We start from the raw sequence: 22,894 nt of genomic DNA, 5'->3' as shown, positions 1-22,894 counted from the left end.
GACAACTTCACCGCCCCGTTCTTCGGTGACGGCAACGTGCTGTCCAACAACTACGTCAACAAGAAGATCACCGGCGAGCTGATCCCGCGCACCGCTGCCGAGGACGGCCGCGCCGCGACCAGCGGCGACTTCGAGGAACTGCAGGACATCGTCGCCGACGACGTCCCGATCATCCCGCTGTGGCAGGGCAAGCAGTACGTGGTGTCCAAGGACAACATCAACGGCCTGGAGTGGACCCTCGACCCGTCCACCATCTTCCGCTTCTGGGAGATCCAGAAGGGCGTCTCGACCTCCTAGCCGCCGTCTGGTCCGGGCCGCCCGGCCCGGACCACGACGCGACGAACGCCCTGGGGACGCTACTGCGCCCCGGGGCGCACCAGTCCGCTCTCGTACGCGTACACCGCCGCCTGCACCCGGTCGCGCAGCGCCAGCTTCGTCAGCACATGCCCTACGTGGGTCTTCACCGTCGTCTCGCTCACGAACAGCTCCGCGGCGATCTCCGCGTTCGACAGGCCGCGCGCCACCAGCTTCAGCACCTCGACCTCCCGCTCGGTGAGGGTGTGCAGCGCCTGCGGCACCGGCTCCTCACCCGACGGCAGCCGCCCCGCGTACTTGTCCAGCAGACGCCGCGTGATGCTCGGCGCGAGCATCGCCTCACCCGCCGCGACCACCCGGATCGCCTGCACCAGCTCGTGCGCCGGAGCGTCCTTCAGCAGGAAGCCGCTCGCCCCCGCACGCAGCGCCTCCACCACGTACTCGTCCAGATCGAACGTGGTCAGCACCAGCACCTTCGCCGGACCGTCCCGGCCCGGCCCGGTGATCTGCCGGGTCGCCTCCACCCCGTCCATCCGCGGCATGCGGATGTCCATCAGCACCACATCGGGCTGCAGCACCCGCACCTGCTCCAGGGCCTGCTGGCCGTCCCCCGCCTCGCCGACCACCGCCAGGTCGCCCTCGGCCTCCAGGATCATCCGGAAGCCCGTACGCAGCAGCGGCTGGTCGTCCACCAACAGGACGCGAATAGCCACAAGATCTCCTTCGCCCTCAGGACTCCCCATTCTTCCCCACCACGGGCAGCGGATACGGTGGGGGAGTCCCCCCGAAAGAGGGGCACACCGCCCGGTGGTCGCACCAGTCGCACAACCGGCTCGGCCGCGGCCGCCAGTCACCCGACTCCGTGGCCCGCGTGATCGCCTCCCACAGGGCCTCCAGCTTCCGGCCCACCGCCCGCAGCTCACCCTCCGACGGGTCGTACGTCAGCACCTCGCCGCTGCCCAGGTAGACCAACTGCAGCCGGCGCGGCACCACGCCCCGCAGCCGCCACAGCACCAACGCGTAGAACTTCATCTGGAACAGCGCCTCGTCCGCGTACTCGGGGCGCGGCGCCCGGCCGGTCTTGTAGTCCACCACCCGCAGGTCGCCCGAGGCCGCCGCGACGTCCAGACGGTCCACGTAACCGCGCAGCGTCAGCCCCGACTCCAGCTCCGTCTCCACGTACAGCTCGCGCTCGGCCGGCTCCAGCCGCGTCGGGTCCTCCAGCGAGAACCACCGCTCGACCAGCCGCGCCGCCTCCTCCAGCCACTCCGCCAGCCCCTGCCCGTCCGCGGCGGCGAACAGCTCCGACAGCTCCGGACGCTCCTCCAGCAACCGCTGCCACTGCCCCGGCACCATCGCCCGGGCCCGGTCCGCCGTCCGCTCCGCCGCAGGCACGTCGAAGAGGCGCTCCAGCACCGCGTGCACCACCGTGCCCCGCGTCGCGGCCTGGCTCGGCTTCTCCGGCAGCTTGTCGATCACCCGCAGCCGGTACAGCAGCGGACACCGCATGAAGTCGGCGGCGCGCGACGGCGACAGGGAGGACGGCGGCCTGGGAGGAACGGCTTCGGTGCTGGTGCCCATGGCAGGACCCTACGGGGTGGCGCCGACAGCCGGTGTCGGGTCCCCGCAACCGGGCAATACCATCGACGTCGGAGCGTCAGCGACACGAGGGGAACCAGTGAGCGAGAGCCAGCAGCCGCCGCCGGGCGGCGAGAGGACTCCCGGACCCGACGACGGGCCCGCCAAACGTCCCCCGGGACCCGGCGGCGGCATCCTCATGGGCCGCTTCTTCGGCGTGCCCGTCTACGTCGCCCCCAGCTGGTTCCTCGTCGCGGCCCTCATCACCTGGGTGTTCGGCGGACAGCTCGACCGCGTCCTGCCCGAGCTCGGCGGCGCCCGCTACCTCGTCTCGCTCTTCTTCGCGGTCGCCTTCTACGCCTCCGTGCTCGTCCACGAACTCGCCCACACCGTCGCCGCCCTCCGCTTCGACCTGCCCGTGCGCCGCATCCAGCTGCAGTTCTTCGGCGGCGTCTCCGAGATCGAGAAGGAGTCCGAGACCCCCGGGCGCGAATTCGTCCTCGCCTTCGTCGGCCCGCTGCTCTCCCTCGTCCTCGCCGGGGTCTTCTACCTCGGCATGTACGGCGTCGACCCCGACACCGTCCCCGGCGTACTCCTCGCCGGACTCATGATCAGCAACCTGCTCGTGGCCGTCTTCAACCTGCTGCCCGGCCTGCCCCTCGACGGCGGCCGCATGCTCCGCGCCGTCATCTGGAAGATCAGCGGCAAAGCCATGACCGGCACCGTCGCCGCCGCCTGGACCGGCCGCGCCCTGGCCATCGCCGTCCTCGTCGGCCTGCCCCTGCTCTCGTACGCCGGCGGCATGAGCGACGGCGGGGACGGCGCCACCGGCTTCGACTCCCTCACCGACGCCCTGCTCGCGGCCATCCTCGCCGCCATCATCTGGACCGGCGCGGGCAACAGCCTGCGCATGGCGCGGCTCCGCGAGCACCTGCCCGAACTCCAGGCCCGCTCGCTCACCCGGCGCGCCCTGCCGGTCTCCTCCGACACCCCGCTGTCCGAGGCCCTGCGCCGGGCCAACGAGGCCGGCGCCCGCGCCCTCGTCGTCGTCGACGGCCAGGGCACCCCCACCGCGGTCGTCCGCGAGGCCGCCATCGTCGGCGTCCCCGAACACCGCCGCCCCTGGGTCGCCGTCTCCGGCCTCGCCCAGGACCTCAAGCCCGGCATGAAGGTCTCCGCGGAACTCGCCGGCGAGGACCTCCTGGACACCCTGCGTGCCACCCCGGCCACGGAGTACCTCGTCATCGAGAACTCCGGCGAGGTCTACGGCGTCCTGTCCACCGCCGACGTCGAAAAAGCCTTCCTCGCCGCCATGGCTCGCCCTTCTTCTTAGGGCTCATTCGCCTCCGGGGCGCTCAAGACGGTGTCGACAGTCGACCGTGCTCGGTCACTCGTTCCTCGCGACCTCCGCGCTCCCCCGGCTACCGCCGGGAGGTGCCCCCACCCTTTCGACACCGTCCGCGCCCCTTTGGCTCACTCGCCGAGGCAGTCCATCGATGTGCTGCTCCGGAGCAACCCGCAGGGGCGGCTGCCTCGGCCCATCGCGCCCGGTCGACCGTCGACAGGTGCAGAGGGCGCCCCGGAGGCGAACCGAGCCTCAAAAAGGGGAGCGCCCCGGAGGCGAACGGAGCCCTTAAAAATGAACGGTAGGCTTGTCCGCATGTCCGAACCGACCGGTGCCGCCCGCCGTCGCGGGCCCTTCAAGGTCGGGGACCAGGTCCAGCTCACCGATCCCAAGGGACGCCACTACACGTTCACGCTCGAGGCCGGGAAGAACTTCCACACCCACAAGGGTTCCTTCCCCCACGACGAGCTGATCGGTGCCCCCGAGGGCAGTGTGGTCCGAACCACGGGAAACGTCGCCTACCTCGCGCTGCGCCCCCTGCTCCCCGACTACGTCCTGTCCATGCCCCGCGGCGCCGCCGTGGTCTACCCCAAGGACGCGGGGCAGATCCTGTCGATGGCCGACATCTTCCCCGGCGCACGCGTCGTGGAGGCAGGCGTCGGCTCCGGCTCGCTCAGCATGTTCCTGCTGCGCGCCGTCGGCGACCAGGGGATGCTGCACTCCTACGAGCGCCGCGCCGACTTCGCCGAGATCGCCACCCAGAACGTCGAACGCTACTTCGGCGGCCCGCACCCCGCGTGGCAGCTCACCGTCGGCGACCTCCAGGACAACCTCAGCGACGCCGACGTCGACCGGGTGATCCTCGACATGCTCGCCCCCTGGGAGTGCCTGGAGGCCGTCTCCAAGGCGCTGGTCCCCGGCGGCATCCTCTGCGCGTACGTGGCCACCACCACCCAGCTCGCCCGCACCGTCGAGGCGATCCGCGAGCACGGCACGTTCAACGAGCCGTCCGCCTGGGAGACCATGGTCCGCACCTGGCACATCGAGGGCCTGGCCGTGCGCCCCGACCACCGCATGATCGGGCACACCGGCTTCCTGCTCACCGCCCGCCGTCTCGCCGACGGCGTCGAGCCCCCCATGCGGCGCAGGCGCCCCGCGCCCGGCGCGTACGGCGAGGACTACACCGGCCCGGGCGGCGGCAAGACGGCCACCGGCGGAGCGTAACCACCCGACCCCGAAGCGCCGTCGCCGGCAAGCCGGCGGCGGCGCTTCGTCACACCCCCGCGGACATCTCCCGAAACACGGGCCCCGGTCGTACCAAGCGACTGTGACCTGTGGCACCATGCTGGCCACCCCGCTCGACCAACTCCACAGGAGACAGGCGCGTGCAGCCATCCGCAGGGCCGGCCCTTCCGCACACCCGAGCCCGTTCGGTGCACTGGATCACGACCGCCGCGGTGATCGCCGCCGTCATAGGCAGCGCCGCGCTCGTGCAGCCCGCCGGCGCCTCCACGGGCAGGCCCGCCGCGGACGCCAGGACCGGCAAGCCCGCGACCGCCGCCGTGACGCCGCCGGACCCCCGTGCCGCGCACTTCCCCCTGGAATGCGCCGGGGCGCCCGTGGACGTCGTGGACCAGGCGTCGGGAGACCTCGACGGGGACGGCCGCCCCGAGACCGTCGCCGTCGTCCGCTGCCACTCCGAGACCGGCACCCCGCCCAGTGGCCTGTACGTGCTGTCGGCGGACCCCGACGCCGGCGCCGCCCCGCGCATCGTCGAGACCCTCGTCGATCCCAAGGAGCAGCGCAGCTTCAAGGACCTGAAGATCGACGGCCGCATCGTGCGGGCCACCGTGCTCGGCTACTCCACCGACGACGTGCCCCGTTGCTGCCCCGACCAGATGCGCGACTACAGCTGGGAATGGAGGTCCGGGACCTACTACGAGATCCCCGGACCGCTCGCGAACAGCGTGTGACAGATCACTCCGCGTCGGGTCCGTACAGTTCTACACTGTCCGAAACCCGACGCACATGAATACAGTCGCCAGGGCAGTCCCTGGCCGAATCCACCACATCGGTCAACAACGGCAGGGGAACCGGGACCGTCGCCCCGGGTGCCTGACGGAGTTCGTCGTCGTCGCCCTTGACGTAGGCGAGCCCGTCGATGTCCAGCTCGAAGACCTCGGGCGCGTACTGCACACAGATGCCGTCCCCGGTGCACAGGTCCTGATCGATCCAGACCTCAAGCGCCTCGACGACTTCCTCGCTCACCGCTACCTCGCCTGCCGTTCATCGTTCGGGAAGGGACAGCCCTTGACGGGCGTTGACCGAACCGACGATACAACCGGCCGCTTTCGGATGGTGATGGCTGGGTATCTCCCTGGCGGGAGGACGTGCGCAAGGGTGAAGATCGGACACACCCAGGACGTCTTTGTGATCTAGGGGTTTCAACCCCTACTGGCCCAGGTAGGGTCTGGAAGCGTCCAGCTCCCCTTGGAGGAGGTGAGGACCGTGGCGGCCCACGACGACGACATCAACCGTGGCGGCCGACCCGCTCGTGGATCGGAAGACCCCATGAGCCAGGTCGCCTTTCTTGAGCAGGAGATCGCCGTCCTGCGACGTAAGCTCGCCGACTCTCCGCGGCACACGAGGATTCTCGAGGAGCGGATCGTCGAGCTGCAGACCAACCTGGCAGGCGTGTCCGCTCAGAACGAGCGGCTGGCCAACACCCTCCGAGAGGCCCGCGACCAGATCGTGGCCCTCAAGGAAGAGGTGGACCGGCTCGCACAGCCCCCTGCCGGATTCGGTGTGTTCCTGCAGGCGAACGAGGACGAGACGGCCGACATCTTCACCGGCGGCCGCAAGCTGCGGGTGAACGTCAGCCCGTCCGTCGAACTGGACGGCCTCCGGCGCGGCCAGGAAGTCATGCTCAACGAGGCGCTCAACGTGGTCGAGGCCATGGAGTTCGAGCGCATCGGAGACATCGTCACCCTCAAGGAGATCCTCGAGGACGGCGAGCGGGCCCTGGTCATCGGGCACACGGACGAGGAGCGGGTGGTGCGGCTCGCCGAGCCGCTGCTGGACGGCACCCTCCGCGCCGGCGACGCGCTGCTGCTCGAACCGCGCTCCGGGTACGTCTACGAACGGGTCCCCAAGAGCGAGGTCGAAGAGCTCGTCCTCGAAGAGGTCCCCGACATCGACTACCGCCAGATCGGCGGCCTCAGCAACCAGATCGAGCAGATCCGCGACGCCGTCGAACTGCCCTACCTGCACGCCGAGCTGTTCAAGGAGTACGAGCTCCGCCCGCCCAAGGGCGTGCTCCTCTACGGCCCGCCCGGCTGCGGCAAGACGCTCATCGCCAAGGCCGTCGCCAACTCCCTTGCCAAGAAGGTCGCCGAAGTCACCGGGCAGCCCCAGGGCAAGAGCTACTTCCTGAACATCAAGGGCCCCGAGCTGCTCAACAAGTACGTCGGCGAGACCGAGCGGCAGATCCGGCTGGTCTTCCAGCGCGCACGCGAGAAGGCCAGCGAGGGCACCCCCGTCATCGTCTTCTTCGACGAGATGGAATCCCTCTTCCGGACCCGCGGCTCCGGCGTCAGCTCGGACGTGGAGAACACCATCGTCCCCCAGCTGCTCGCCGAGATCGACGGCGTCGAGGGCCTGGAGAACGTCATCGTCATCGGCGCCTCCAACCGCGAGGACATGATCGACCCCGCGATCCTGCGGCCCGGCCGCCTGGACGTGAAGATCAAGATCGAGCGGCCGGACGCCGAGGCGGCCAAGGACATCTTCTCCAAGTACCTGGTGACGACCCTCCCGCTGCACGGCGAGGACCTCTCCGAGCACGGCGGCTCGCCCGGGGCCACCGTCGAGGCCATGATCCAGTCCGTGGTCGAGCGGATGTACTCCGAGTCCGAGGAGAACCGCTTCCTGGAGGTCACCTACGCCAACGGTGACAAGGAAGTCCTCTACTTCAAGGACTTCAACTCCGGCGCCATGATCCAGAACATCGTGGACCGGGCCAAGAAGATGGCGATCAAGGCCTTCCTCGACCACAACCAGCGGGGCCTGCGCGTCTCCCACCTGCTCGCCGCCTGCGTGGACGAGTTCAAGGAGAACGAGGACCTGCCCAACACCACCAACCCGGACGACTGGGCTCGCATCTCCGGAAAGAAGGGCGAGCGGATCGTCTTCATCCGCACCCTCGTCACCGGCAAGCAGGGCGCCGACACCGGTCGCTCCATCGACACCGTCGCCAACACGGGCCAGTACCTGTAACACGCGACCACCCTCCGGCTGCGGGTGCCCACGCAGGGGCACCCGCAGCCGGAGCATTTCACCCCGGCACCACCCAGGAAAGCGCGTAATGATCTCCCCACCACCGCCATCGCGTTCTAGGCTCAGCGGTACCGCACGAGGGCCAATTGCGAAGCGGTACTTGAGCGACCGGCCCAGCACGGGCCGCAGCCGGGCAAGGAGGGCCGCATGACCGTACGGCGAGTAATGGGCATCGAGACGGAGTACGGGATCTCCGTTCCGGGCCACCCGAACGCCAATGCCATGCTCACCTCGTCCCAGGTCGTCAACGCCTACGCGGCGGCGATGCACCGGGCGCGCCGCGCCCGCTGGGACTTCGAGGAGGAGAACCCACTGCGGGACGCCCGCGGCTTCGACCTCGCCCGAGAAGCCGCGGACACCAGCCAGCTCACCGACGAGGACATCGGCCTGGCCAATGTCATCCTCACCAACGGAGCCCGGCTCTACGTCGACCACGCCCACCCCGAGTACAGCGCCCCGGAGGTCACCAACCCCCGCGACGCCGTCCTGTGGGACAAGGCCGGCGAGCGCATCATGGCCGAAGCCGCCGAGCGCGCCGCCCAGCTCCCGGGCGCCCAGCCCATCCACCTGTACAAGAACAACACCGACAACAAGGGCGCGTCCTACGGCACCCACGAGAACTACCTGATGAAGCGGGAGACCCCCTTCTCGGACATCGTGCGCCACCTCACGCCCTTCTTCGTCTGCCGCCAGGTCGTCACCGGAGCCGGCCGCGTCGGAATCGGCCAGGACGGCCACGAACACGGCTTCCAGATCAGCCAGCGCGCCGACTACTTCGAGGTCGAGGTGGGCCTGGAGACCACCCTCAAACGGCCCATCATCAACACCCGCGACGAACCGCACGCCGACGCCGAGAAGTACCGCCGGCTGCACGTGATCATCGGCGACGCGAACCTGTCGGAGATCTCCACCTACCTCAAACTCGGCACCACCGCCCTGGTGCTGTCGATGATCGAGGACGGCTTCATCAACGTCGACCTCGCCGTCGACCAGCCCGTCCGCACCCTCCACCAGGTCAGCCACGACCCCACGCTGCGCCGCCTGATCACCCTGCGCAGCGGCCGGACACTGACCGCCGTCCAGCTCCAGATGGAGTACTGCGAACTCGCCCGCAAGTACGTGGAGGACCGCTTCGGCACGGACGCCGACGACCAGACCAAGGACGTCCTCGGACGGTGGGAGGACGTGCTCAACCGGCTCGAGGGCGACCCCATGAGCCTCGCCGGCGAACTGGACTGGATCGCCAAGCGCGAGCTCCTCGAGGGCTACCGGCGCCGCGACTCCCTGGGCTGGGACGCCGCGCGGCTCCACCTCGTCGACCTCCAGTACGCCGACGTGCGCCCCGAGAAGGGCCTCTACAACCGTCTGGAGGCCCGCGGCCGCATCCAGCGACTGGTGACCGAGGACGAGGTCGTCCGGGCCATGAGCAAGCCCCCGGAGGACACCCGCGCCTACTTCCGCGGCCGCTGCCTGGAGCAGTACGCGGACGACGTCGCGGCGGCCTCCTGGGACTCCGTGATCTTCGACCTCCCCGGCCGGGACTCGCTGCAGCGCGTCCCCACCCTGGAGCCGCTGCGGGGCACCCGCAACCACGTCAAGGAGCTGCTGGACCGCTGTCGCACCGCGGAGGAGCTGGTGCGGATCCTGTCGGGCGGCTGAGCAGGGCTGAAATCCGTCCGAACCGGGAATCATCGGGGTGGCCCCCGGACGTTGGGCAATACCGGGGGCCGAAGTCGGACCCTCCTTGTAGGGTCTGATCTTGTAGGACATGGACACCGAGCGGGGTGAGGGACACATGGCTACCAAGGACACCGGCGGCGGGCAGCAGAAGGCCACGCGTTCGACCGAGGAGGTCGAGGAGACCGCGCAGGACGCGCAGGCCGCCTCCGACCTCAAGGAGCGGCAGGAGAAGCTGTCGGACGACGTGGACTCCGTGCTGGACGAGATCGATGACGTCCTCGAGGAGAATGCTGAGGATTTCGTGCGTTCCTTCGTTCAGAAGGGTGGACAGTAGTCCACATCCATGAACGAGGGGGGCGTGAAGCGGTGCTCTCGGTGCAAGCAACTGCTGCCGTGTGAGGCGTTCGCCAAGAACAGGGCGTCGCGCGACGGTCTCCAGGCCTACTGCCGGGAGTGCTGGGCCGGGTACCACCAGCAGAGGCAGTTGGCGAGAGGGAAGAACGTACGGCCGCGAGTGCTTGTGCCCGACGGGCACAAGCACTGCCGTCGTTGCGGGGAGACCAAGCCGCACAGCGAGTGGGACCGCAACAGCAGCGCGTCGGACGGCCTGTCGAGCCGGTGCAAGTCGTGCCGGGCGGTGGAGGGCCGGGCCGGCCATCTGAAGGGCAAGTACGGGATGACCGAGGCCGAGCGGGACGCCATGGTCACCGAGCAGTTCGGTATCTGCTGCATTTGTTTGGACGCCCCGGCCGAACATGTGGATCACGACCACGGGACGGGTAGGGTCCGTGGCGTACTGTGCTTCAGCTGCAACGCCGCGCTGGGGCAGTTCAAGGATCGGCCCGACGTCATACGGCGGGCGGCCGCCTACGTGGAAGGAAACGTGTGGAAGCCAACACTCGTAGCACCGGGCGTCTACCAGCTGCCTTCCTGACGCCTGGCTCGTCCTCGTTCGTGGACTTCCTGGGGGCGCACGCGCCGGGGATGCTCCCGGGCAACCGCACCCTGCCCGCCGTGAAGGGGGCCGTGGAGCTGCCGCACGGCACGACGATCGTGGCGGCGGCCTTCCCCGGCGGCGTGGTGCTCGCCGGTGACCGGCGCGCCACGATGGGCAACGTCATCGCCCAGCGGGACATCGAGAAGGTGTTCCCGGCCGACGAGTACTCGGCGGTCGGCATCGCGGGCACGGCGGGCCTGGCGGTGGAGATGGTCAAGCTGTTCCAGCTGGAGCTGGAGCACTACGAGAAGATCGAGGGCGCCACGCTCTCCCTGGAGGGCAAGGCGAACCGCCTGTCGACCATGATCCGGGGGAACCTGGGGATGGCGCTGCAGGGGCTGGCGGTGGTGCCGCTGTTCGCCGGCTACGACACGGACCGGGAGAAGGGGCGGATCTTCTCGTACGACGTGACGGGCGGGCGTTCGGAGGAGCACGGTTTCGCGGCGACGGGTTCGGGTTCGGTGTTCGCGCGGGGCTCGATGAAGAAGCTGTACAAGCCGGACCTCACGGAGTCGCAGACGGCGACGCTGGTGATCCAGGCGCTGTACGACGCGGCGGACGACGATTCGGCGACCGGTGGCCCGGATCTGGGGCGGCGGATCTTCCCGATCGTCACGGTCATCACCGACGAGGGCTTCCGCAAGCTGACCGAGGCCGAGTCGTCGGAGATCGTCCGGGCCGTCCACGAGCGGCGGCTGGAGCTGCCGGACGGCCCGCGGGCCGGGCTGCTCTGACCTGGTCGTCCGAGATGCACTCGCTACTGACAGAAAGGGACGGATAGCCGGTGTCGACGCCGTTCTATGTCTCACCCCAGCAGGCCATGGCCGACCGTGCCGAGTTCGCCCGCAAGGGCATCGCGCGCGGGCGCAGCGTCGTCGTGCTGCAGTACACCGACGGCATCGTCTTCATCGCCGAGAACCCGTCCCGTGCCCTGCACAAGGTCAGTGAGATCTACGACCGGATCGCCTTCGCGGCGGTGGGGAAGTACAACGAGTTCGAGAACCTGCGGATCGGTGGTGTGCGCTACGCCGACCTGCGGGGTTACACCTACGACCGGGACGACGTGACCGCGCGCGGCCTGGCGAACGTGTACGCGCAGACGCTGGGCACGATCTTCTCGAGCGTGGGGGAGAAGCCCTACGAGGTGGAGCTGATCGTCGCGGAGGTGGGCGCGGACCCCTCCGAGGACCAGATCTACCGGTTGCCGCACGACGGTTCGATCGTCGACGAGCACGGTGCGGTGGCGGTCGGTGGCAACTCGGACCAGATCGGCAGTTACCTGGACCAGCGGCACCGTGACGGCATGACGCTTGCGGAGGCGCTGAAGCTGGCGGTGGAGTCGCTGAGCCGGGACAACAACGGCAGTGACCGGCAGCTCACGGCGGAGCAGCTGGAGGTCGCGGTGCTGGACCGTACGCGGCCGCAGCAGCGCAAGTTCAAGCGGATCCTGGGCCGGCAGTTGTCGCGGTTGCTGGAGGGGGAGGGGGCGGCGCCGTCGGTGGAGAAGGCGGAGAAGTCGGAGAAGCCCGCTCCGCCTGCGGCTCCGGTGGAGGGGGACGACGACCTTCCGGAGTTGGACGAGGACGTGTGACGGGTTCCGGCCCGTTGCCGACGCCCCGGCCCGCCTGTGCGGTGGCCGGGGCGTCGGTCGTTTCAGGGGTTGCGTGGTGGGGCGGTGGAGCCGCGGACGACGAGCCGGACGGGGAGTTCGGTGCCGGTGGCGGGGCGGTCGGCGAGGGTGTCGAGGAGTGCGGTCATGCCTCCGGCGCCGACGGCGTCGGCGGGGAGGGCGACGGTGGTGAGTTCGGGTTCGACGGCGGTGGCGAGGGCGGAGTCGTCGTAGCCGGTGACGGAGACGTCGTGGGGGACGCGTAGTCCGTGGCGGCGCAGGGCCTTGCAGGCGCCGACGGCGAGGACGTCGTCGTCGCAGATGAGGGCGGTGGGGGGTGGGCCGGGCCGGGTGAGGAGGCGTTCGGTGGCCTGGCGGGCGTCCTCGTAGGTGAGCGGGGAGCGTTCGGTGGGCGGGGTGGTGCCGAGGGTGTCGGCGAGGGCCTGGGCGCGTTCGTGGAAGGTCCAGGTGTCGATGTCGGCGGCGAGGTGGGCGACGTCCCGGGGGTGGTGGCCGAGGCCGAGGACGTGCCGGGTGATCTGGCGCATGCCGTCGGCGATGGCGAGGTTGACGGTGGCGGCGGGGCCGGGTGCGGCGGGGTCGGCGTCGAGCATGACGAGGGGGAGGCCGCCGTCGCCGATGGCGGCGAGGGCGTCGGCGGCCATGGAGGAGGCGATGATGCCGTCGAGGGCGGCGCGGGCGGAGCCGAAGGGGTCGCGGGCGGGGCCGACGCCTTCGGGGGAGGGGTAGAGGACGACGCCGAAGCCGTGGTCGTCGGCGACGCGGGCGGCGCCGGTGTAGACGCGGGCGAAGTACTCGTTGGTGAGGGTGGGCACGACCAGGAGCGCGGTGCGGGTGCGGCCGAGGCGGAGGTTGCGGGCGGCGAGGTTGGGCCGGTAGCCGAGGTCGCGGGCGGCGGTGCGGACGGTGTCGGCGGTGCGTTCGGAGACCCGGCCGCGCCATTTGTCGCCGAGGACGAGGGAGACGGTGGCCTGGGAGACGCCGGCGGCGCGTGCGACGTCGCGTGAGGTCGGGCGCGCTGTGTCGGTCACCGTGGGGGCCTCTTTCGGCTGGGTGGGCGAGTGGCGGCGGGGTGTGCGGCTGGACCGGTGGACTGGGCTCATGGTACGTATGACCCACGACGTTATACGTACAACTAGCGAAGGGGCGGGCATGGGGACCGGTTACGCGGACCTGCTGCGGGCCCGGCACGCGGTCCGGCTGCTGACCGGCACCCTGGTCGGCCGGCTGCCGAACGCGACGGCGGCCCTGGGCATCGTGCTGCTGACCCGTGCGCAGGGCGGCGACTTCGCCCTGGCGGGGGCGCTGTCGGCCGTCTACGGCCTCGCCAACGCCGTGGGGCAACCTTTGCTGGGGCGGGCGGTGGACCGCCTGGGGCAGCCGAGGGTGATGTTCCCGGCGGCGGTGGTCTCGGCCGTGGGCATGGCCGTCTTCGCGCTCTCCGGGCCCCGGCCGCTGCCGCTGGCGTACGCCGCGATGCTGGTCGCGGGCTTCTTCACCCCGCCCCTGGAGGGCGGGCTGCGGGCGCTGTGGCCGGGCGTGCTCAAGCGCGAGGACCGGATCCACGCGGCCTACGCGCTGGACGCGGCCGCGCAGGAGGTCATGTTCGCGGTCGGCCCGCTGCTGGTGACGCTGCTGGTGGCGGCGTTCTCGGAGACGGCGGCGCTGCTGTGGATCGCGGCGGTCGGTGTGGCGGGGGCGCTGAGCGTGGTCACCGCGCCGCCGTCGCGGGCGTGGCGGACGCAGCCGCGCACCCCGGACTGGCTGGGGCCGCTGCGCGCGCCGGGCCTGCGGGCGCTGGTCGGCTCGTTCTTCTTCGTGGGGCTGGCGCTGGGCTCGATCGCGGTGGCCGCGGTCGCGTACGCCGACGAGCACGGCGGCGGGATGGTCTCCAGCTACGTGCTGTCGGGGATCGGCGCCGGGGCGCTGGCCGGCGGGGTGTTCTACGGGGCGCGGCAATGGGCCGGGGTCCCCGAGCGGCGGCTGCGGCTGCTGATGGCGGGCCTGGCCGTGTGCTACCTGCCGCTGGTGCTGGTGCCGGGCGTCGCGGCGATGTCGGGCCTGGCGGTGCTGGCGGGGTTGTTCCTGGCGCCCTCGCTGGCCTGCGCGTTCGTGGTGGTCGACCGGCACGCCCCGGTGGGCACGGTGACCGAGGCGTTCTCATGGATCGTCACCACGTTCGGGGTGGGTGCGGCGGTCGGCACGGCGGTCGCGGGACCGGCCGCGCAGTACGGCGGGACCGCGGCGGCGTTCGGCGTGGCGGGTGCCGGCGGGGTGGTGGCGCTGGTGGTGCTGCTGGCCAGTGGGCGCTACCTCACTGTTCCAAACCCGGCAAGCGGGACAGAAAAAGATCGAATCGCCGCGGTCGAACCCGGTTTGAGGTCCACGCATCAGGCGTAAGGTCTCATCATGGACCGCCGCATTTTCGGGCTGGAGAACGAGTACGGCGTCACGTGCACGTTCCGGGGACAGCGGCGTCTGTCCCCGGACGAGGTGGCGCGGTACCTCTTCCGCCGTGTCGTGTCATGGGGTCGCAGCAGCAACGTCTTCCTCCGCAACGGCGCCCGTCTCTACCTCGACGTGGGTTCGCACCCGGAGTACGCCACTCCCGAGTGCGACAACGTGACGGAACTGGTCACCCACGACAAGGCGGGGGAGCGCATCCTGGAGGGCCTCCTGGTGGACGCAGAACGGCGCCTGCACGAGGAGGGCATCGCGGGCGACGTCTACCTCTTCAAGAACAACACCGACTCCGCGGGGAACTCCTACGGGTGCCACGAGAACTACCTCGTCGCCCGGCACGGGGAGTTCTCCCGCCTCGCGGACATCCTCATCCCCTTCCTGGTCACCCGGCAGCTGCTGTGCGGCGCGGGCAAGGTGCTGCAGACCCCGCGCGGCGCGGTCTACTGCGTCAGTCAGCGCGCGGAGCACATCTGGGAGGGCGTCAGTTCCGCCACGACCCGCTCCCGGCCCATCATCAACACCCGGGACGAGCCGCACGCGGACGCCGAGCGCTACCGGCGGCTGCACGTCATCGTGGGTGACTCCAACATGTCCGAGACGACCATGTTGCTGAAGGTCGGCGCGACCGACCTGGTGCTGCGCATGATCGAGGCGGGCACCGTGATGCGGGACCTGACGCTGGAGAACCCGATCCGGGCGATCCGCGAGGTGTCGCACGACATAACGGGCCAGCGCAAGGTCCGTCTCGCCTCGGGCCGGGAGGCCTCGGCCCTGGAGATCCAGGAGGAGTACTACTCCAAGGCGGTGGACTTCTGCGACCGGCGCGGCATCCGCAGCGGTGTCATCGAGCAGGTCCTCGAACTGTGGGGCCGGACCCTGGAGTCGATCGGCAGCGGTGACCTGGACAAGATCGGTACCGAGATCGACTGGGTGATGAAGTACCGCCTGATCGAGCGTTACCGGGCGCGGGACAACATCACGATGTCGCACCCGCGCATCGCGCAGATAGACCTCGCGTACCACGACATCCACCGCCGCCGCGGGTTGTACTACCTGCTGGAGAAGCGGGGTCAGGCCAAGCGGATCTGCAACGACCTGAAGATCTTCGAGGCCAAGTCCGTGCCCCCGCAGACGACGCGGGCGCGGCTGCGCGGCGACTTCATCCGCCGTGCCCAGGAGCAGCGGCGCGACTTCACCGTCGACTGGGTGCACCTGAAGCTCAACGACCAGGCGCAGCGCACGGTGCTGTGCAAGGACCCGTTCCGGTCGGTGGACGACCGGGTGGAGAAGCTCATCGCCGGTATGTAGCGGCGGTGGCACAGGCGACGCGGGGCCCCGTACGTGTTCGTACGGGGCCCCGCCCACGCCGTAGAGTGGCGCGCACGCCAGACAACGCAAGATCGACCTGATGGGGATCCCCGTGCGCCGACGCTCTCTTCTCCTCGCCGTCCCTGCCGGCCTGCTCACCCTCGCCGGCTGCGGTGACGACAAGTCCGGCAAGTCCGCGACCAGCGCCACCCCGTCGGGTTCCGCGTCCGCGTCCGCGCCGGTGAAGATCGTGGACGGCCCGCTGCCGGACATCACCGCCGGTACGAAGTTCGGCGAGAAGCCGACGGTCGCCAAGGGCGCGGGCCAGCCGAGCAAGGACCTGGCCGTCAAGACGGTGATCCAGGGCAACGGCACCACCGTCGCCTCGGGTGACTACCTCCAGGCGAACTACCTGGGCCAGATCTGGGACACGGCCAAGGTCTTCGACAACTCCTGGGACCGGGGCGCGCCGGCCATCTTCCCGATCGGCGTCGGGCGGGTCATCCAGGGCTGGGACAAGGCCCTGGTGGGCAAGAAGGTCGGCGACCGGGTCGAGCTGGCGATCCCCCCGAACCTGGGCTACGGCGCGCAGGGGCAGCCGGACGCCGGGATCAAGGGCACCGACACGCTGGTCTTCGTCGTCGACGTGGTGGACACCTTCAACGGCAAGAGCTCCGCCCAGGGCAAGGCCGTCCCGCAGACCGACGCCAAGCTGCCCAAGGTCGGCACCGGCACCGACGGCAAGGCGCCCTCCATCGAGGTCCCCAAGACGGCCGCGCCGGCCAAGCTGGTCGCCAACTACGTGCTGGAGGGCGACGGCGCGGCGGTCAAGCCCACCGACACCCTGCTGCTGCAGTACAAGGGCGTGGTGTGGGACGGCGGCAAGGAGTTCGACTCCAGCTACAAGAACGGCCAGTTGGCCCAGTTCCCGCTGCAGCAGCTGATCAAGGGCTGGCAGGAGGGCCTGGTGGGCAAGAAGGTCGGCAGCCGCGTCATGCTCGTGGTGCCGCCGGACCTGGGCTACGGCGACAAGGCGCAGCCGGGCATCCCGGCCAAGTCCACGCTGGTGTTCAGCCTCGACATCCTCGCGGTGATGTAAGACTAAGCAGGTTGTCCGCACCTCTTTAGGAGCACGTACGTGAGCATCGAGAAGCCCGAGATCGACTTCCCCGGCGGTGAGCCGCCGGCCGAACTGGTGATCAGGGACATCTGGGAGGGCGAGGGCGCCGAGGCGAAGGCGGGTCAGAACGTCACCGTCCACTACGTCGGCGTGGCCTTCAGCACCGGCGAGGAGTTCGACGCCAGCTGGAACCGCAACTCTCCCTTCAGCTTCCCGCTGGGCGGCGGCCGGGTCATCAAGGGCTGGGACCAGGGCGTGCAGGGCATGAAGGTCGGCGGCCGTCGTGAGCTGACCATCCCCGCGCACCTGGCCTACGGCAACCAGAGCCCGAGCCCGCTCATCAAGCCGGGTGAGACGCTGATCTTCGTGGTGGACCTGCTGTCCGTCTGAGCGGCGTCCGGCCCGACCACGGCCCGTAGCCCCCGCCGACCGGCACCGCCGGCCCGGCGGGGGCTCCGTCGTACGGGGGCCGGCAGGGGCGGTCACCGGAACCGGCCTTCGCTTCAGCCACGCGGCCCGGTCGCGATAGGGTCTCGACGGAGAGCTGAACACGGAAGAAGGTTGCTTCGAGTGGCGATTGCCAAGGCCGAGCGGCTGATGAACCTGGCGCTGTGCCTGATGAACACCCGGCGCCCGGTCAGCAAGCGGGAGCTGCGCGCGTCCATCGAGGCGTACCACGAGATCGGCTCCGACGAGGCGTTCAACCGCATGTTCGAGCGCGATAAGGACGACCTGCGTGAGCTCGGCATGGTCATCGAGACGGTGGAGAGCCTGGACGGTGAGATCGGCTACCTCGCCCGCCGTGACCGCAACCGCCTCCCCGAGATCGCCCTGGACGCCGAGGAGGCCGCCGCGCTGAGCCTGGCCGCGAAGGTCTGGCAGCAGGCACGCTTCGCCGAGGCCGCCAGCGGAGCCCTGCAGAAGCTGCGGGCCGCGGGCGTGCCCTTCCACGACGAGGGCGACGACGGCGTGCGGGAGGCGGCCGGGCACAGTGCCCTGGAGCCCCGCATCCCCACCCCCGAGCCGGCGTTCGAGCCGCTGATGGTCGCCACCCGTGAGCGCCGCCCCGTCTCCTTCGACTACCGCAAGGCCAACGCCGTGCGCCCCGAGCCCCGCCAGGTCGAGCCCTGGGCGCTGGAGTGCTGGCGCGGCCACTGGTACCTGGCCGGCTGGGACCGCGACCGGTCCGCCGTGCGCGTCTTCCGGCTCTCCCGGATCACCGGCCGGGTCCGCACCCGCGGCGGCGCCTTCACCACCGAGGTGCCCGACCACGTCGACGTGCGCGCCGCCGTCGCCAGCTGGGCCGGGGAGGGCGCGACCGCGACCGCCAGGATCCGGCTGCGCCGCGACTCCGGGTACCCGCTGCGGGCCCGCGCGGTGGAGATACTGCCGGTCGACGCCGACTGGGACGAGCTGGAGATCCCGTACGGGCACGGACTGGACGCCTGGCTGGTGGAGTTCGGCCCGGACGTGGTCGTACTGGGGCCCGACGAGCTGCGGGCCGACGTCGTGGACCGGCTGCGCGCCGTCGCCAAGGGCTGAGCGGGGGAGTACGGAGAGATGGCCAACGCGATCGACCAGACGCGCCGGATGCTGTCCCTGGTGACGTATCTGCGCGAGCGCCCCGGCGCCCGGGTGAGCGACGTCGCCCGGGCGTTCGGGGTCACCGAGGCCGAGCTGATCGGCGACCTGAACGTGCTGCCGCTGTGCGGCACGAGCTTCAGGGGCGGCGACCTGCTCGACATCGACACCGACGGCGAGCGGATCTGGTGGCACAACGTGGACGACGTCGCGCAGCCGCTGCGGCTGGCCGCCGACGAGGCCGCCGCGCTGCTGGTCGCCGCCCGTGCCGTCGCCAACCTGCCCGGGCTGCGGGAGAGCGACCGGCAGGCCCTGCTGCGCGCCACCGCCAAGATCGAGGGCGCGGCCGGCGAGGCCGCCGGCGCGTCCTCCCGGCTGTCGGTCACCTTCGAGTCCGAGGGCAGCGTCTTCGCCGACGTCGACCGCGCCATCGCCGAACGGCGCCGGCTGTGGATCCGCTACTACTCGCCGTCCCGGGACGAGCTCACCGAGCGCGAGGTCGACCCGATCCGGCTGTTCGCGGTCGGCCACACCTACTTCGAGGGCTGGTGCTACCTGTCGGAGGACCGGCGCACCTTCCGGCTGGACCGGGTCGCCGAGATCCGGCTGCTGGACACGCCCAGCGACCCGCCGCGCGTCGAGCCGCGCGACCTGTCCCAGGGGTTGGTGCAGCCGGCCGGCGACGACCCGGAGGTCGTGATCGAGGTCGGCCCCGGCGGCCGCTGGGTCGCCGAGTACTACCCGTACGACCTCGCCGAGGAACTCCCCGACGGCGGCCTGCGGGTCACCCTGCGCACCCCCGACCCGGGCTCGCTGCGCCGTCTCGCGCTGCGCCTCGGCCGCGACGGGCGGATCGTCTCCCCGGCCGGACTCGCCGGCAGCGCCCGCGACGCGGCCGCCCAGGCCCTCGCGGCCTACGGCGAGTGAGGTGAGCGCCGGCATGGACGACCTCGACACCCTGGACACCCTCGGTACCGTCGGCGAACCCGGCACGACCCCGCCCGGGGTGATCTTCAGGGCCTCCTGCCCGGAGTGCCGGACCAGTTTCGAGCTGTCGGCCGACGCCCTGCGGCTGGCCATCGGCGGCAGCCACCGGACCACCTTCTACTCCTTCACCTGCCCCGACTGCGGCTCCTCCGTCCGCAAGCCGGCGGGCGACCGCATCGTGGAGCTCCTCACCGACGGCGGTGTCCGCACGATGCGGCTGCACATCGGCTGAGCCGCTACGCTCGGCTCCCATGTGGTGGCTCTACCTGTACGTCGGCCTCGCGACCGCCGGCCTGCTCGTGCTCGGTGTCCTCGGCTTGCGTGTGTACGCCGAGGTGCGCGGCCTCGCCCGTCAGGTGGGGCGCAGCAGCGACCGCCTGCGACAGGCCTCCGAGGACCTGCGGCGGGCCGCGGAGCCGCTGGCGCGCGGCGCCGGCGAACTGTCGCGCTGACGACGCCGTCCCGCCGGCCGTGCCCGGACGCCGGGTCGGTGCCGTCCGCGGCACCCTCGTCCTCCCCCCTCCAGGAAGGTACGCTGCTGAAGCGGCCCCGATAGAGCGCGGCGGGGGCGGCAACGGCAAGGACGCCGGGGGATTGCCAGGCGTTTACCCCCGCAGGTTACGATCGCTGGCAGAGCGGACACCGTGTCCACGGACCCGGAGCCCGCTGCTCAAGAACCCATGCCGCCTCGGTGAGAAGGTAAAGCTTATGTTCGGCAGGCTCGGCGCCCCTGAGATCATCCTCATCCTTGTCGTCGTTCTGCTGCTGTTCGGGGCCAAGCGCCTCCCGGACATGGCCCGCGGCCTTGGGAAGTCGATGCGCATCCTGAAGAGCGAGGCGAAGGCGATGAAGTCGGACGACGCGGCCGCCCCGCAGGCGCCGGCCGACGCGCCCGCCGACGCCCAGGCCGCACCGAAGACCATCCAGGCCGCGCCCGGTGACGTCGCCAGCGCCCGCCCGGTCTCCGAGACCCAGCAGCCCAGCCAGACGCAGAGCTGACACGACGACACAGGTACGGGCCGCCGGCGGGGACGCCGGCCACCGCGTGAGATGAGGACCTGGGTTGCTCAAGTCTGCCCGCAGTAAGCCGACGAAGGACCCCGAGGGGCGCATGCCCCTGGTGGAGCACCTGCGTGAGCTGCGCAACCGGCTCGCCAAGAGTGTGCTCGCGATCGTCGTCGTGGCGATCGTGGCCGCCTTCTACAGCCAGCAACTCCTGGAGTTCCTGGCCTCTCCGGTACCCAAGTGCGGCCCCGGGGTCGTCAGCAGCGGCGGCAACTGCGCCATCGTCACGTTCGACTCGCTGACGGCGCCGTTCGCGCTCACGATGCAGGTCTGCTTCATGGCCGGCGTCATCGGTGCCAGCCCGGTCTGGCTGTACCAGCTGTGGGCCTTCATCGCCCCCGGCCTGCACCGCAACGAGCGCAAGTACACGTACATGTTCGTGGGCGCGGCGCTCCCGCTCTTCCTGGGCGGTGCCTTCCTCGCGTACAAGATCATGCCGGTCAGCATCAAGGTGCTGATCAGCTTCACGCCCGAGGGCTCGTCCAACCTCCTGAAGCTCGACGGGGTGCTGGACTTCACCATCCGCATGGTGCTGGTCTTCGGCCTCGCCTTCGAACTGCCGCTGCTCCTGGTCATGCTCAACCTGGTCGGCATGGTCAGCGGCCGCCGCATGGCGGGCTGGTGGCGGGCCGTGGTCATGGGCGTCTTCGTCTTCGGCGCCGTCGCGACGCCGACCACCGACCCGGTCAGCATGATCGCGCTGTCCGGTCCGATCGTCGTCCTCTACTTCGGCGCGGTCGCCTTCAGCCTGGTCAACGACCGGCGTCGGCGCTGGCGCAACCCCGACGCGGAACTCTCCGACGACGAGGCCTCCGAGCTGGACCTCACCCCGGAGTCGATCGACACCGGCGAGCGCGTCACGGCCTCCGTGCCCGAGCAGGCCGGGCCCGTCGAGGACGGACGCCGCTCCGGCGACTTCGACGACGCGACCTGACGCCGTGTGACCCCCGACGGGGCCCCGCCCGGACCAGCCGGGCGGGGCCCCGTCGGCATGGCGCGCAGGAGGCCGTCAGCAGTGGTCGCCCTCGACGCGACGAAGGTCATGGGCCTGTTCCACGCCACCGTGTGGTCCCTGCCGCCGCGCCCACGACGGCGCACCCCTTGTTGTTGAACAGCGCGTTGGCCGTGCCCGCGATGGTCGCCCGGTCTGCGACGCCCCCCCGATCCTCCCCGCCGGAACACGGCCCTCCGTAGGCCCCGAGGATGATCACGACCCCGCCGGAAGAAGGGGTGCCGGTGATCTCGACGGTTGGACTACCGCACGGTAGGGTCCGCGCGTGACCAGCGAGATCACCCTCATCGCCAACCCCACCGCGGGTCGTGGACGGGGCGCCCGCGCCGCCGGACCGGCCGCGGACGCACTGCGCCGCGCGGGCTTCGGCGTGCGCACCGTCGTCGGCACCGACGCGGCCGACGCCCTGGCGCGGGCCCGCGAGGCCGTCGCGGACGGCACGGACGCGCTGGTCGCGGTCGGCGGCGACGGCATGGTGTCGCTGGCCCTGCAGGCCGTGGCCGGGACCGGCACGCCGCTCGGCGTCGTCGCCGTCGGCACGGGCAACGACTTCGCGCGGGCGACCGGACTGCCGATACGCGAGCCCGCCGCGGCCGGGGAGGCCATCGCGCGGGCGCTGAAGGAGGAGACCGTCCGCGAGATCGACCTCGGCCGCGCCGGCGAACGGTGGTTCGGCACGGTCCTCGCCTCCGGCTTCGACTCCCGGGTCAACGACCGCGGCAACCGGCTGCGCTGGCCCAGCGGGCGGCTGCGCTACGACGTGGCGATGCTGGCGGAACTGGCCGCGCTGCGCCCGATCCCGTACCGGATCACCCTCGACGACGGCGCCGAGACGGAGATCGAGGCGACCCTCGTGGCCGTCGGCAACGGCACCTCGTACGGCGGCGGCATGCGGATCTGCGCCGGAGCCGAACTCGACGACGGGCGCTTCGACGTGTGCGTGGTCGGGCCGTGCAGCCGCAGCACGCTGCTGCGCGTCTTCCCGAGGGTCTACCGCGGCACCCACCTCGGCCACCCGGTGGTGACGGTGCACCGCGCGGCCGCGGTCACCCTCGCCGCCGACGGCATCACCGGCTACGCCGACGGTGAGCCACTGGGCCCCCTGCCCCTGACCGCGCGCACCGTACCGCGGGCGCTGCGCCTGCTGGCGCCGCGGTAGCGCGGTGCCGAGCCGCGGGGGCGAGGTTTGCCGGGCCGCGCCCGGCGGGCACGTCCAGCCGCAGCCGGCCGCCCGGCCCGGCGTGCACCGCTCCGGCGGGCCCGGAAGACCCCGGGCGGCCGCACCCCCGCCACCGGCCGCGCCGACCGGAGTCCCTCACCGCGTCCCCCTGCCCCGGCGCCCATTCGGCGGCGGGGGACCCCGGCCGCCGCCGCACAGGCCGGCGTCCCGTCACCTCACGTACGTCGGCGATCGTGTGCTGGCCGTCCCCGGACGCGGCCACGGCATCCGCCACCCCTGGCGGCCGAAGCGCCGGACG

The 22,894-nt window shown here is 71.1% G+C and carries 24 protein-coding genes and 1 pseudogene; 21 read left to right on the top strand and 4 right to left on the bottom strand.

Annotation, left to right across the window (positions count from 1 at the left end; all coding sequences use genetic code 11):
• Positions 1–297: pseudogene (locus ABZ312_RS05025) on the top strand (ABC transporter substrate-binding protein); the annotation flags it as partial.
• A 59-nt stretch (positions 298–356) separates the two neighbouring features.
• Here the strand turns inward: ABZ312_RS05025 and ABZ312_RS05020 are convergent.
• Both ABZ312_RS05020 and ABZ312_RS05015 read right to left on the bottom strand, forming a co-directional pair.
• Positions 357–1,028: a response regulator gene (locus ABZ312_RS05020; RefSeq protein ID WP_499510942.1), complete on the bottom strand. Its 672-nt coding sequence runs from the start codon at positions 1,026–1,028 to the stop codon at positions 357–359.
• Between the two features lie 16 nt (positions 1,029–1,044).
• On the bottom strand, positions 1,045–1,896 hold the full coding sequence (locus ABZ312_RS05015; RefSeq protein WP_500330680.1) for a RecB family exonuclease: 852 nt from the start codon (positions 1,894–1,896) through the stop codon (positions 1,045–1,047).
• A gap of 97 nt (positions 1,897–1,993) precedes the next feature.
• Between ABZ312_RS05015 and ABZ312_RS05010 the strand changes: the two genes are divergently transcribed.
• From ABZ312_RS05010 to ABZ312_RS05000, 3 genes are all read left to right on the top strand, one after another.
• Complete coding sequence (locus tag ABZ312_RS05010; RefSeq protein WP_499510940.1) at positions 1,994–3,226, top strand: site-2 protease family protein; 1,233 nt, start codon at positions 1,994–1,996, stop codon at positions 3,224–3,226.
• A gap of 327 nt (positions 3,227–3,553) precedes the next feature.
• Positions 3,554–4,462: a tRNA (adenine-N1)-methyltransferase gene (locus ABZ312_RS05005; RefSeq protein WP_500330678.1), complete on the top strand. Its 909-nt coding sequence runs from the start codon at positions 3,554–3,556 to the stop codon at positions 4,460–4,462.
• 161 nt (positions 4,463–4,623) lie between these two features.
• A complete protein-coding gene (locus ABZ312_RS05000; RefSeq protein ID WP_500330676.1) occupies positions 4,624–5,211 on the top strand; it encodes a hypothetical protein in 588 nt (195 codons plus the stop codon).
• Between the two features lie 4 nt (positions 5,212–5,215).
• Here ABZ312_RS05000 and ABZ312_RS04995 read toward each other — a convergent pair whose 3' ends face one another.
• Positions 5,216–5,506: a ferredoxin gene (locus ABZ312_RS04995; protein ID WP_450386264.1), complete on the bottom strand. Its 291-nt coding sequence runs from the start codon at positions 5,504–5,506 to the stop codon at positions 5,216–5,218.
• Positions 5,507–5,746: 240 nt separating this feature from the next.
• Between ABZ312_RS04995 and arc the strand changes: the two genes are divergently transcribed.
• The 6 genes from arc (at position 5,747) to prcA (ending at position 11,841) form a co-directional block, all read left to right on the top strand.
• Positions 5,747–7,513 carry a proteasome ATPase gene (gene arc, locus ABZ312_RS04990; RefSeq protein ID WP_500330674.1) on the top strand — a complete coding sequence of 589 codons (1,767 nt, stop codon included), beginning with the start codon at positions 5,747–5,749 and terminating at the stop codon, positions 7,511–7,513.
• Between the two features lie 207 nt (positions 7,514–7,720).
• Positions 7,721–9,232 (top strand): depupylase/deamidase Dop, encoded by a 1,512-nt coding sequence (dop, locus tag ABZ312_RS04985; protein ID WP_499510936.1) that lies wholly within the window; start codon positions 7,721–7,723, stop codon positions 9,230–9,232.
• A 136-nt stretch (positions 9,233–9,368) separates the two neighbouring features.
• On the top strand, positions 9,369–9,587 hold the full coding sequence (locus tag ABZ312_RS04980; RefSeq protein ID WP_354798988.1) for a ubiquitin-like protein Pup: 219 nt from the start codon (positions 9,369–9,371) through the stop codon (positions 9,585–9,587).
• 9 nt (positions 9,588–9,596) lie between these two features.
• Complete coding sequence (locus tag ABZ312_RS04975; protein ID WP_500436484.1) at positions 9,597–10,187, top strand: endonuclease VII domain-containing protein; 591 nt, start codon at positions 9,597–9,599, stop codon at positions 10,185–10,187.
• Positions 10,139–10,984 carry a proteasome subunit beta gene (gene prcB, locus ABZ312_RS04970; protein WP_500360245.1) on the top strand — a complete coding sequence of 282 codons (846 nt, stop codon included), beginning with the start codon at positions 10,139–10,141 and terminating at the stop codon, positions 10,982–10,984. The genes ABZ312_RS04975 and prcB overlap by 49 nt, the downstream gene beginning before the upstream one ends.
• Positions 10,985–11,034: 50 nt before the next feature.
• Complete coding sequence (gene prcA / locus ABZ312_RS04965; protein WP_500330669.1) at positions 11,035–11,841, top strand: proteasome subunit alpha; 807 nt, start codon at positions 11,035–11,037, stop codon at positions 11,839–11,841.
• A 62-nt stretch (positions 11,842–11,903) separates the two neighbouring features.
• Here the strand turns inward: prcA and ABZ312_RS04960 are convergent, their stop codons facing one another.
• A complete protein-coding gene (locus tag ABZ312_RS04960; RefSeq protein ID WP_500330667.1) occupies positions 11,904–12,983 on the bottom strand; it encodes a LacI family DNA-binding transcriptional regulator in 1,080 nt (359 codons plus the stop codon).
• Between the two features lie 49 nt (positions 12,984–13,032).
• Between ABZ312_RS04960 and ABZ312_RS04955 the strand changes: the two genes are divergently transcribed.
• From ABZ312_RS04955 to ABZ312_RS04905, 11 genes are all read left to right on the top strand, one after another.
• On the top strand, positions 13,033–14,280 hold the full coding sequence (locus ABZ312_RS04955) for an MFS transporter (RefSeq protein WP_500330665.1): 1,248 nt from the start codon (positions 13,033–13,035) through the stop codon (positions 14,278–14,280).
• A gap of 9 nt (positions 14,281–14,289) precedes the next feature.
• Complete coding sequence (gene pafA, locus ABZ312_RS04950; protein WP_499510930.1) at positions 14,290–15,651, top strand: Pup--protein ligase; 1,362 nt, start codon at positions 14,290–14,292, stop codon at positions 15,649–15,651.
• Between the two features lie 100 nt (positions 15,652–15,751).
• Positions 15,752–16,750 carry an FKBP-type peptidyl-prolyl cis-trans isomerase gene (locus tag ABZ312_RS04945; RefSeq protein ID WP_500330663.1) on the top strand — a complete coding sequence of 333 codons (999 nt, stop codon included), beginning with the start codon at positions 15,752–15,754 and terminating at the stop codon, positions 16,748–16,750.
• A 39-nt stretch (positions 16,751–16,789) separates the two neighbouring features.
• Positions 16,790–17,161 carry an FKBP-type peptidyl-prolyl cis-trans isomerase gene (locus tag ABZ312_RS04940; protein ID WP_499510929.1) on the top strand — a complete coding sequence of 124 codons (372 nt, stop codon included), beginning with the start codon at positions 16,790–16,792 and terminating at the stop codon, positions 17,159–17,161.
• A gap of 180 nt (positions 17,162–17,341) precedes the next feature.
• A complete protein-coding gene (locus ABZ312_RS04935; protein WP_499510928.1) occupies positions 17,342–18,313 on the top strand; it encodes a helix-turn-helix transcriptional regulator in 972 nt (323 codons plus the stop codon).
• 18 nt (positions 18,314–18,331) lie between these two features.
• Complete coding sequence (locus ABZ312_RS04930; RefSeq protein WP_500436482.1) at positions 18,332–19,279, top strand: helix-turn-helix transcriptional regulator; 948 nt, start codon at positions 18,332–18,334, stop codon at positions 19,277–19,279.
• A gap of 13 nt (positions 19,280–19,292) precedes the next feature.
• Complete coding sequence (locus ABZ312_RS04925) at positions 19,293–19,571, top strand: hypothetical protein (RefSeq protein WP_500330660.1); 279 nt, start codon at positions 19,293–19,295, stop codon at positions 19,569–19,571.
• 19 nt (positions 19,572–19,590) lie between these two features.
• Complete coding sequence (locus ABZ312_RS04920; protein ID WP_500330659.1) at positions 19,591–19,791, top strand: hypothetical protein; 201 nt, start codon at positions 19,591–19,593, stop codon at positions 19,789–19,791.
• Between the two features lie 256 nt (positions 19,792–20,047).
• On the top strand, positions 20,048–20,338 hold the full coding sequence (gene tatA, locus ABZ312_RS04915) for a Sec-independent protein translocase subunit TatA (RefSeq protein ID WP_500330657.1): 291 nt from the start codon (positions 20,048–20,050) through the stop codon (positions 20,336–20,338).
• Positions 20,339–20,450: 112 nt separating this feature from the next.
• Positions 20,451–21,338 (top strand): twin-arginine translocase subunit TatC, encoded by an 888-nt coding sequence (gene tatC / locus ABZ312_RS04910; RefSeq protein WP_500330655.1) that lies wholly within the window; start codon positions 20,451–20,453, stop codon positions 21,336–21,338.
• Between the two features lie 343 nt (positions 21,339–21,681).
• On the top strand, positions 21,682–22,575 hold the full coding sequence (locus ABZ312_RS04905; RefSeq protein WP_500330653.1) for a diacylglycerol kinase: 894 nt from the start codon (positions 21,682–21,684) through the stop codon (positions 22,573–22,575).
• Positions 22,576–22,894: the final 319 nt, after the last annotated feature.

The organism is Streptomyces sp. NPDC006207 (genome assembly GCF_040613835.1).
GTDB lineage: Bacteria > Actinomycetota > Actinomycetes > Streptomycetales > Streptomycetaceae > Actinacidiphila.
This window is presented reverse-complemented; position numbering and strand designations above follow the sequence as displayed.

Excerpts from the sequence above, each read along its gene's own strand:
- ABZ312_RS05015 (WP_500330680.1), bottom strand. The coding sequence starts at position 1,896 with ATGGGCACCAGCACCGAAGCCGTTCCTCCCAGGCCGCCGTCCTCCCTG.
- ABZ312_RS05005 (WP_500330678.1), top strand. The coding sequence starts at position 3,554 with ATGTCCGAACCGACCGGTGCCGCCCGCCGTCGCGGGCCCTTCAAGGTC.
- dop (WP_499510936.1), top strand. The coding sequence starts at position 7,721 with ATGACCGTACGGCGAGTAATGGGCATCGAGACGGAGTACGGGATCTCC.
- ABZ312_RS04980 (WP_354798988.1), top strand. The coding sequence starts at position 9,369 with ATGGCTACCAAGGACACCGGCGGCGGGCAGCAGAAGGCCACGCGTTCG.
- ABZ312_RS04975 (WP_500436484.1), top strand. The coding sequence starts at position 9,597 with ATGAACGAGGGGGGCGTGAAGCGGTGCTCTCGGTGCAAGCAACTGCTG.
- ABZ312_RS04960 (WP_500330667.1), bottom strand. The coding sequence starts at position 12,983 with ATGAGCCCAGTCCACCGGTCCAGCCGCACACCCCGCCGCCACTCGCCC.
- ABZ312_RS04955 (WP_500330665.1), top strand. The coding sequence starts at position 13,033 with ATGGGGACCGGTTACGCGGACCTGCTGCGGGCCCGGCACGCGGTCCGG.
- pafA (WP_499510930.1), top strand. The coding sequence starts at position 14,290 with ATGGACCGCCGCATTTTCGGGCTGGAGAACGAGTACGGCGTCACGTGC.
- ABZ312_RS04945 (WP_500330663.1), top strand. The coding sequence starts at position 15,752 with ATGGGGATCCCCGTGCGCCGACGCTCTCTTCTCCTCGCCGTCCCTGCC.
- ABZ312_RS04930 (WP_500436482.1), top strand. The coding sequence starts at position 18,332 with ATGGCCAACGCGATCGACCAGACGCGCCGGATGCTGTCCCTGGTGACG.
- ABZ312_RS04925 (WP_500330660.1), top strand. The coding sequence starts at position 19,293 with ATGGACGACCTCGACACCCTGGACACCCTCGGTACCGTCGGCGAACCC.
- ABZ312_RS04920 (WP_500330659.1), top strand. The coding sequence starts at position 19,591 with ATGTGGTGGCTCTACCTGTACGTCGGCCTCGCGACCGCCGGCCTGCTC.
- tatA (WP_500330657.1), top strand. The coding sequence starts at position 20,048 with ATGTTCGGCAGGCTCGGCGCCCCTGAGATCATCCTCATCCTTGTCGTC.
- tatC (WP_500330655.1), top strand. The coding sequence starts at position 20,451 with ATGCCCCTGGTGGAGCACCTGCGTGAGCTGCGCAACCGGCTCGCCAAG.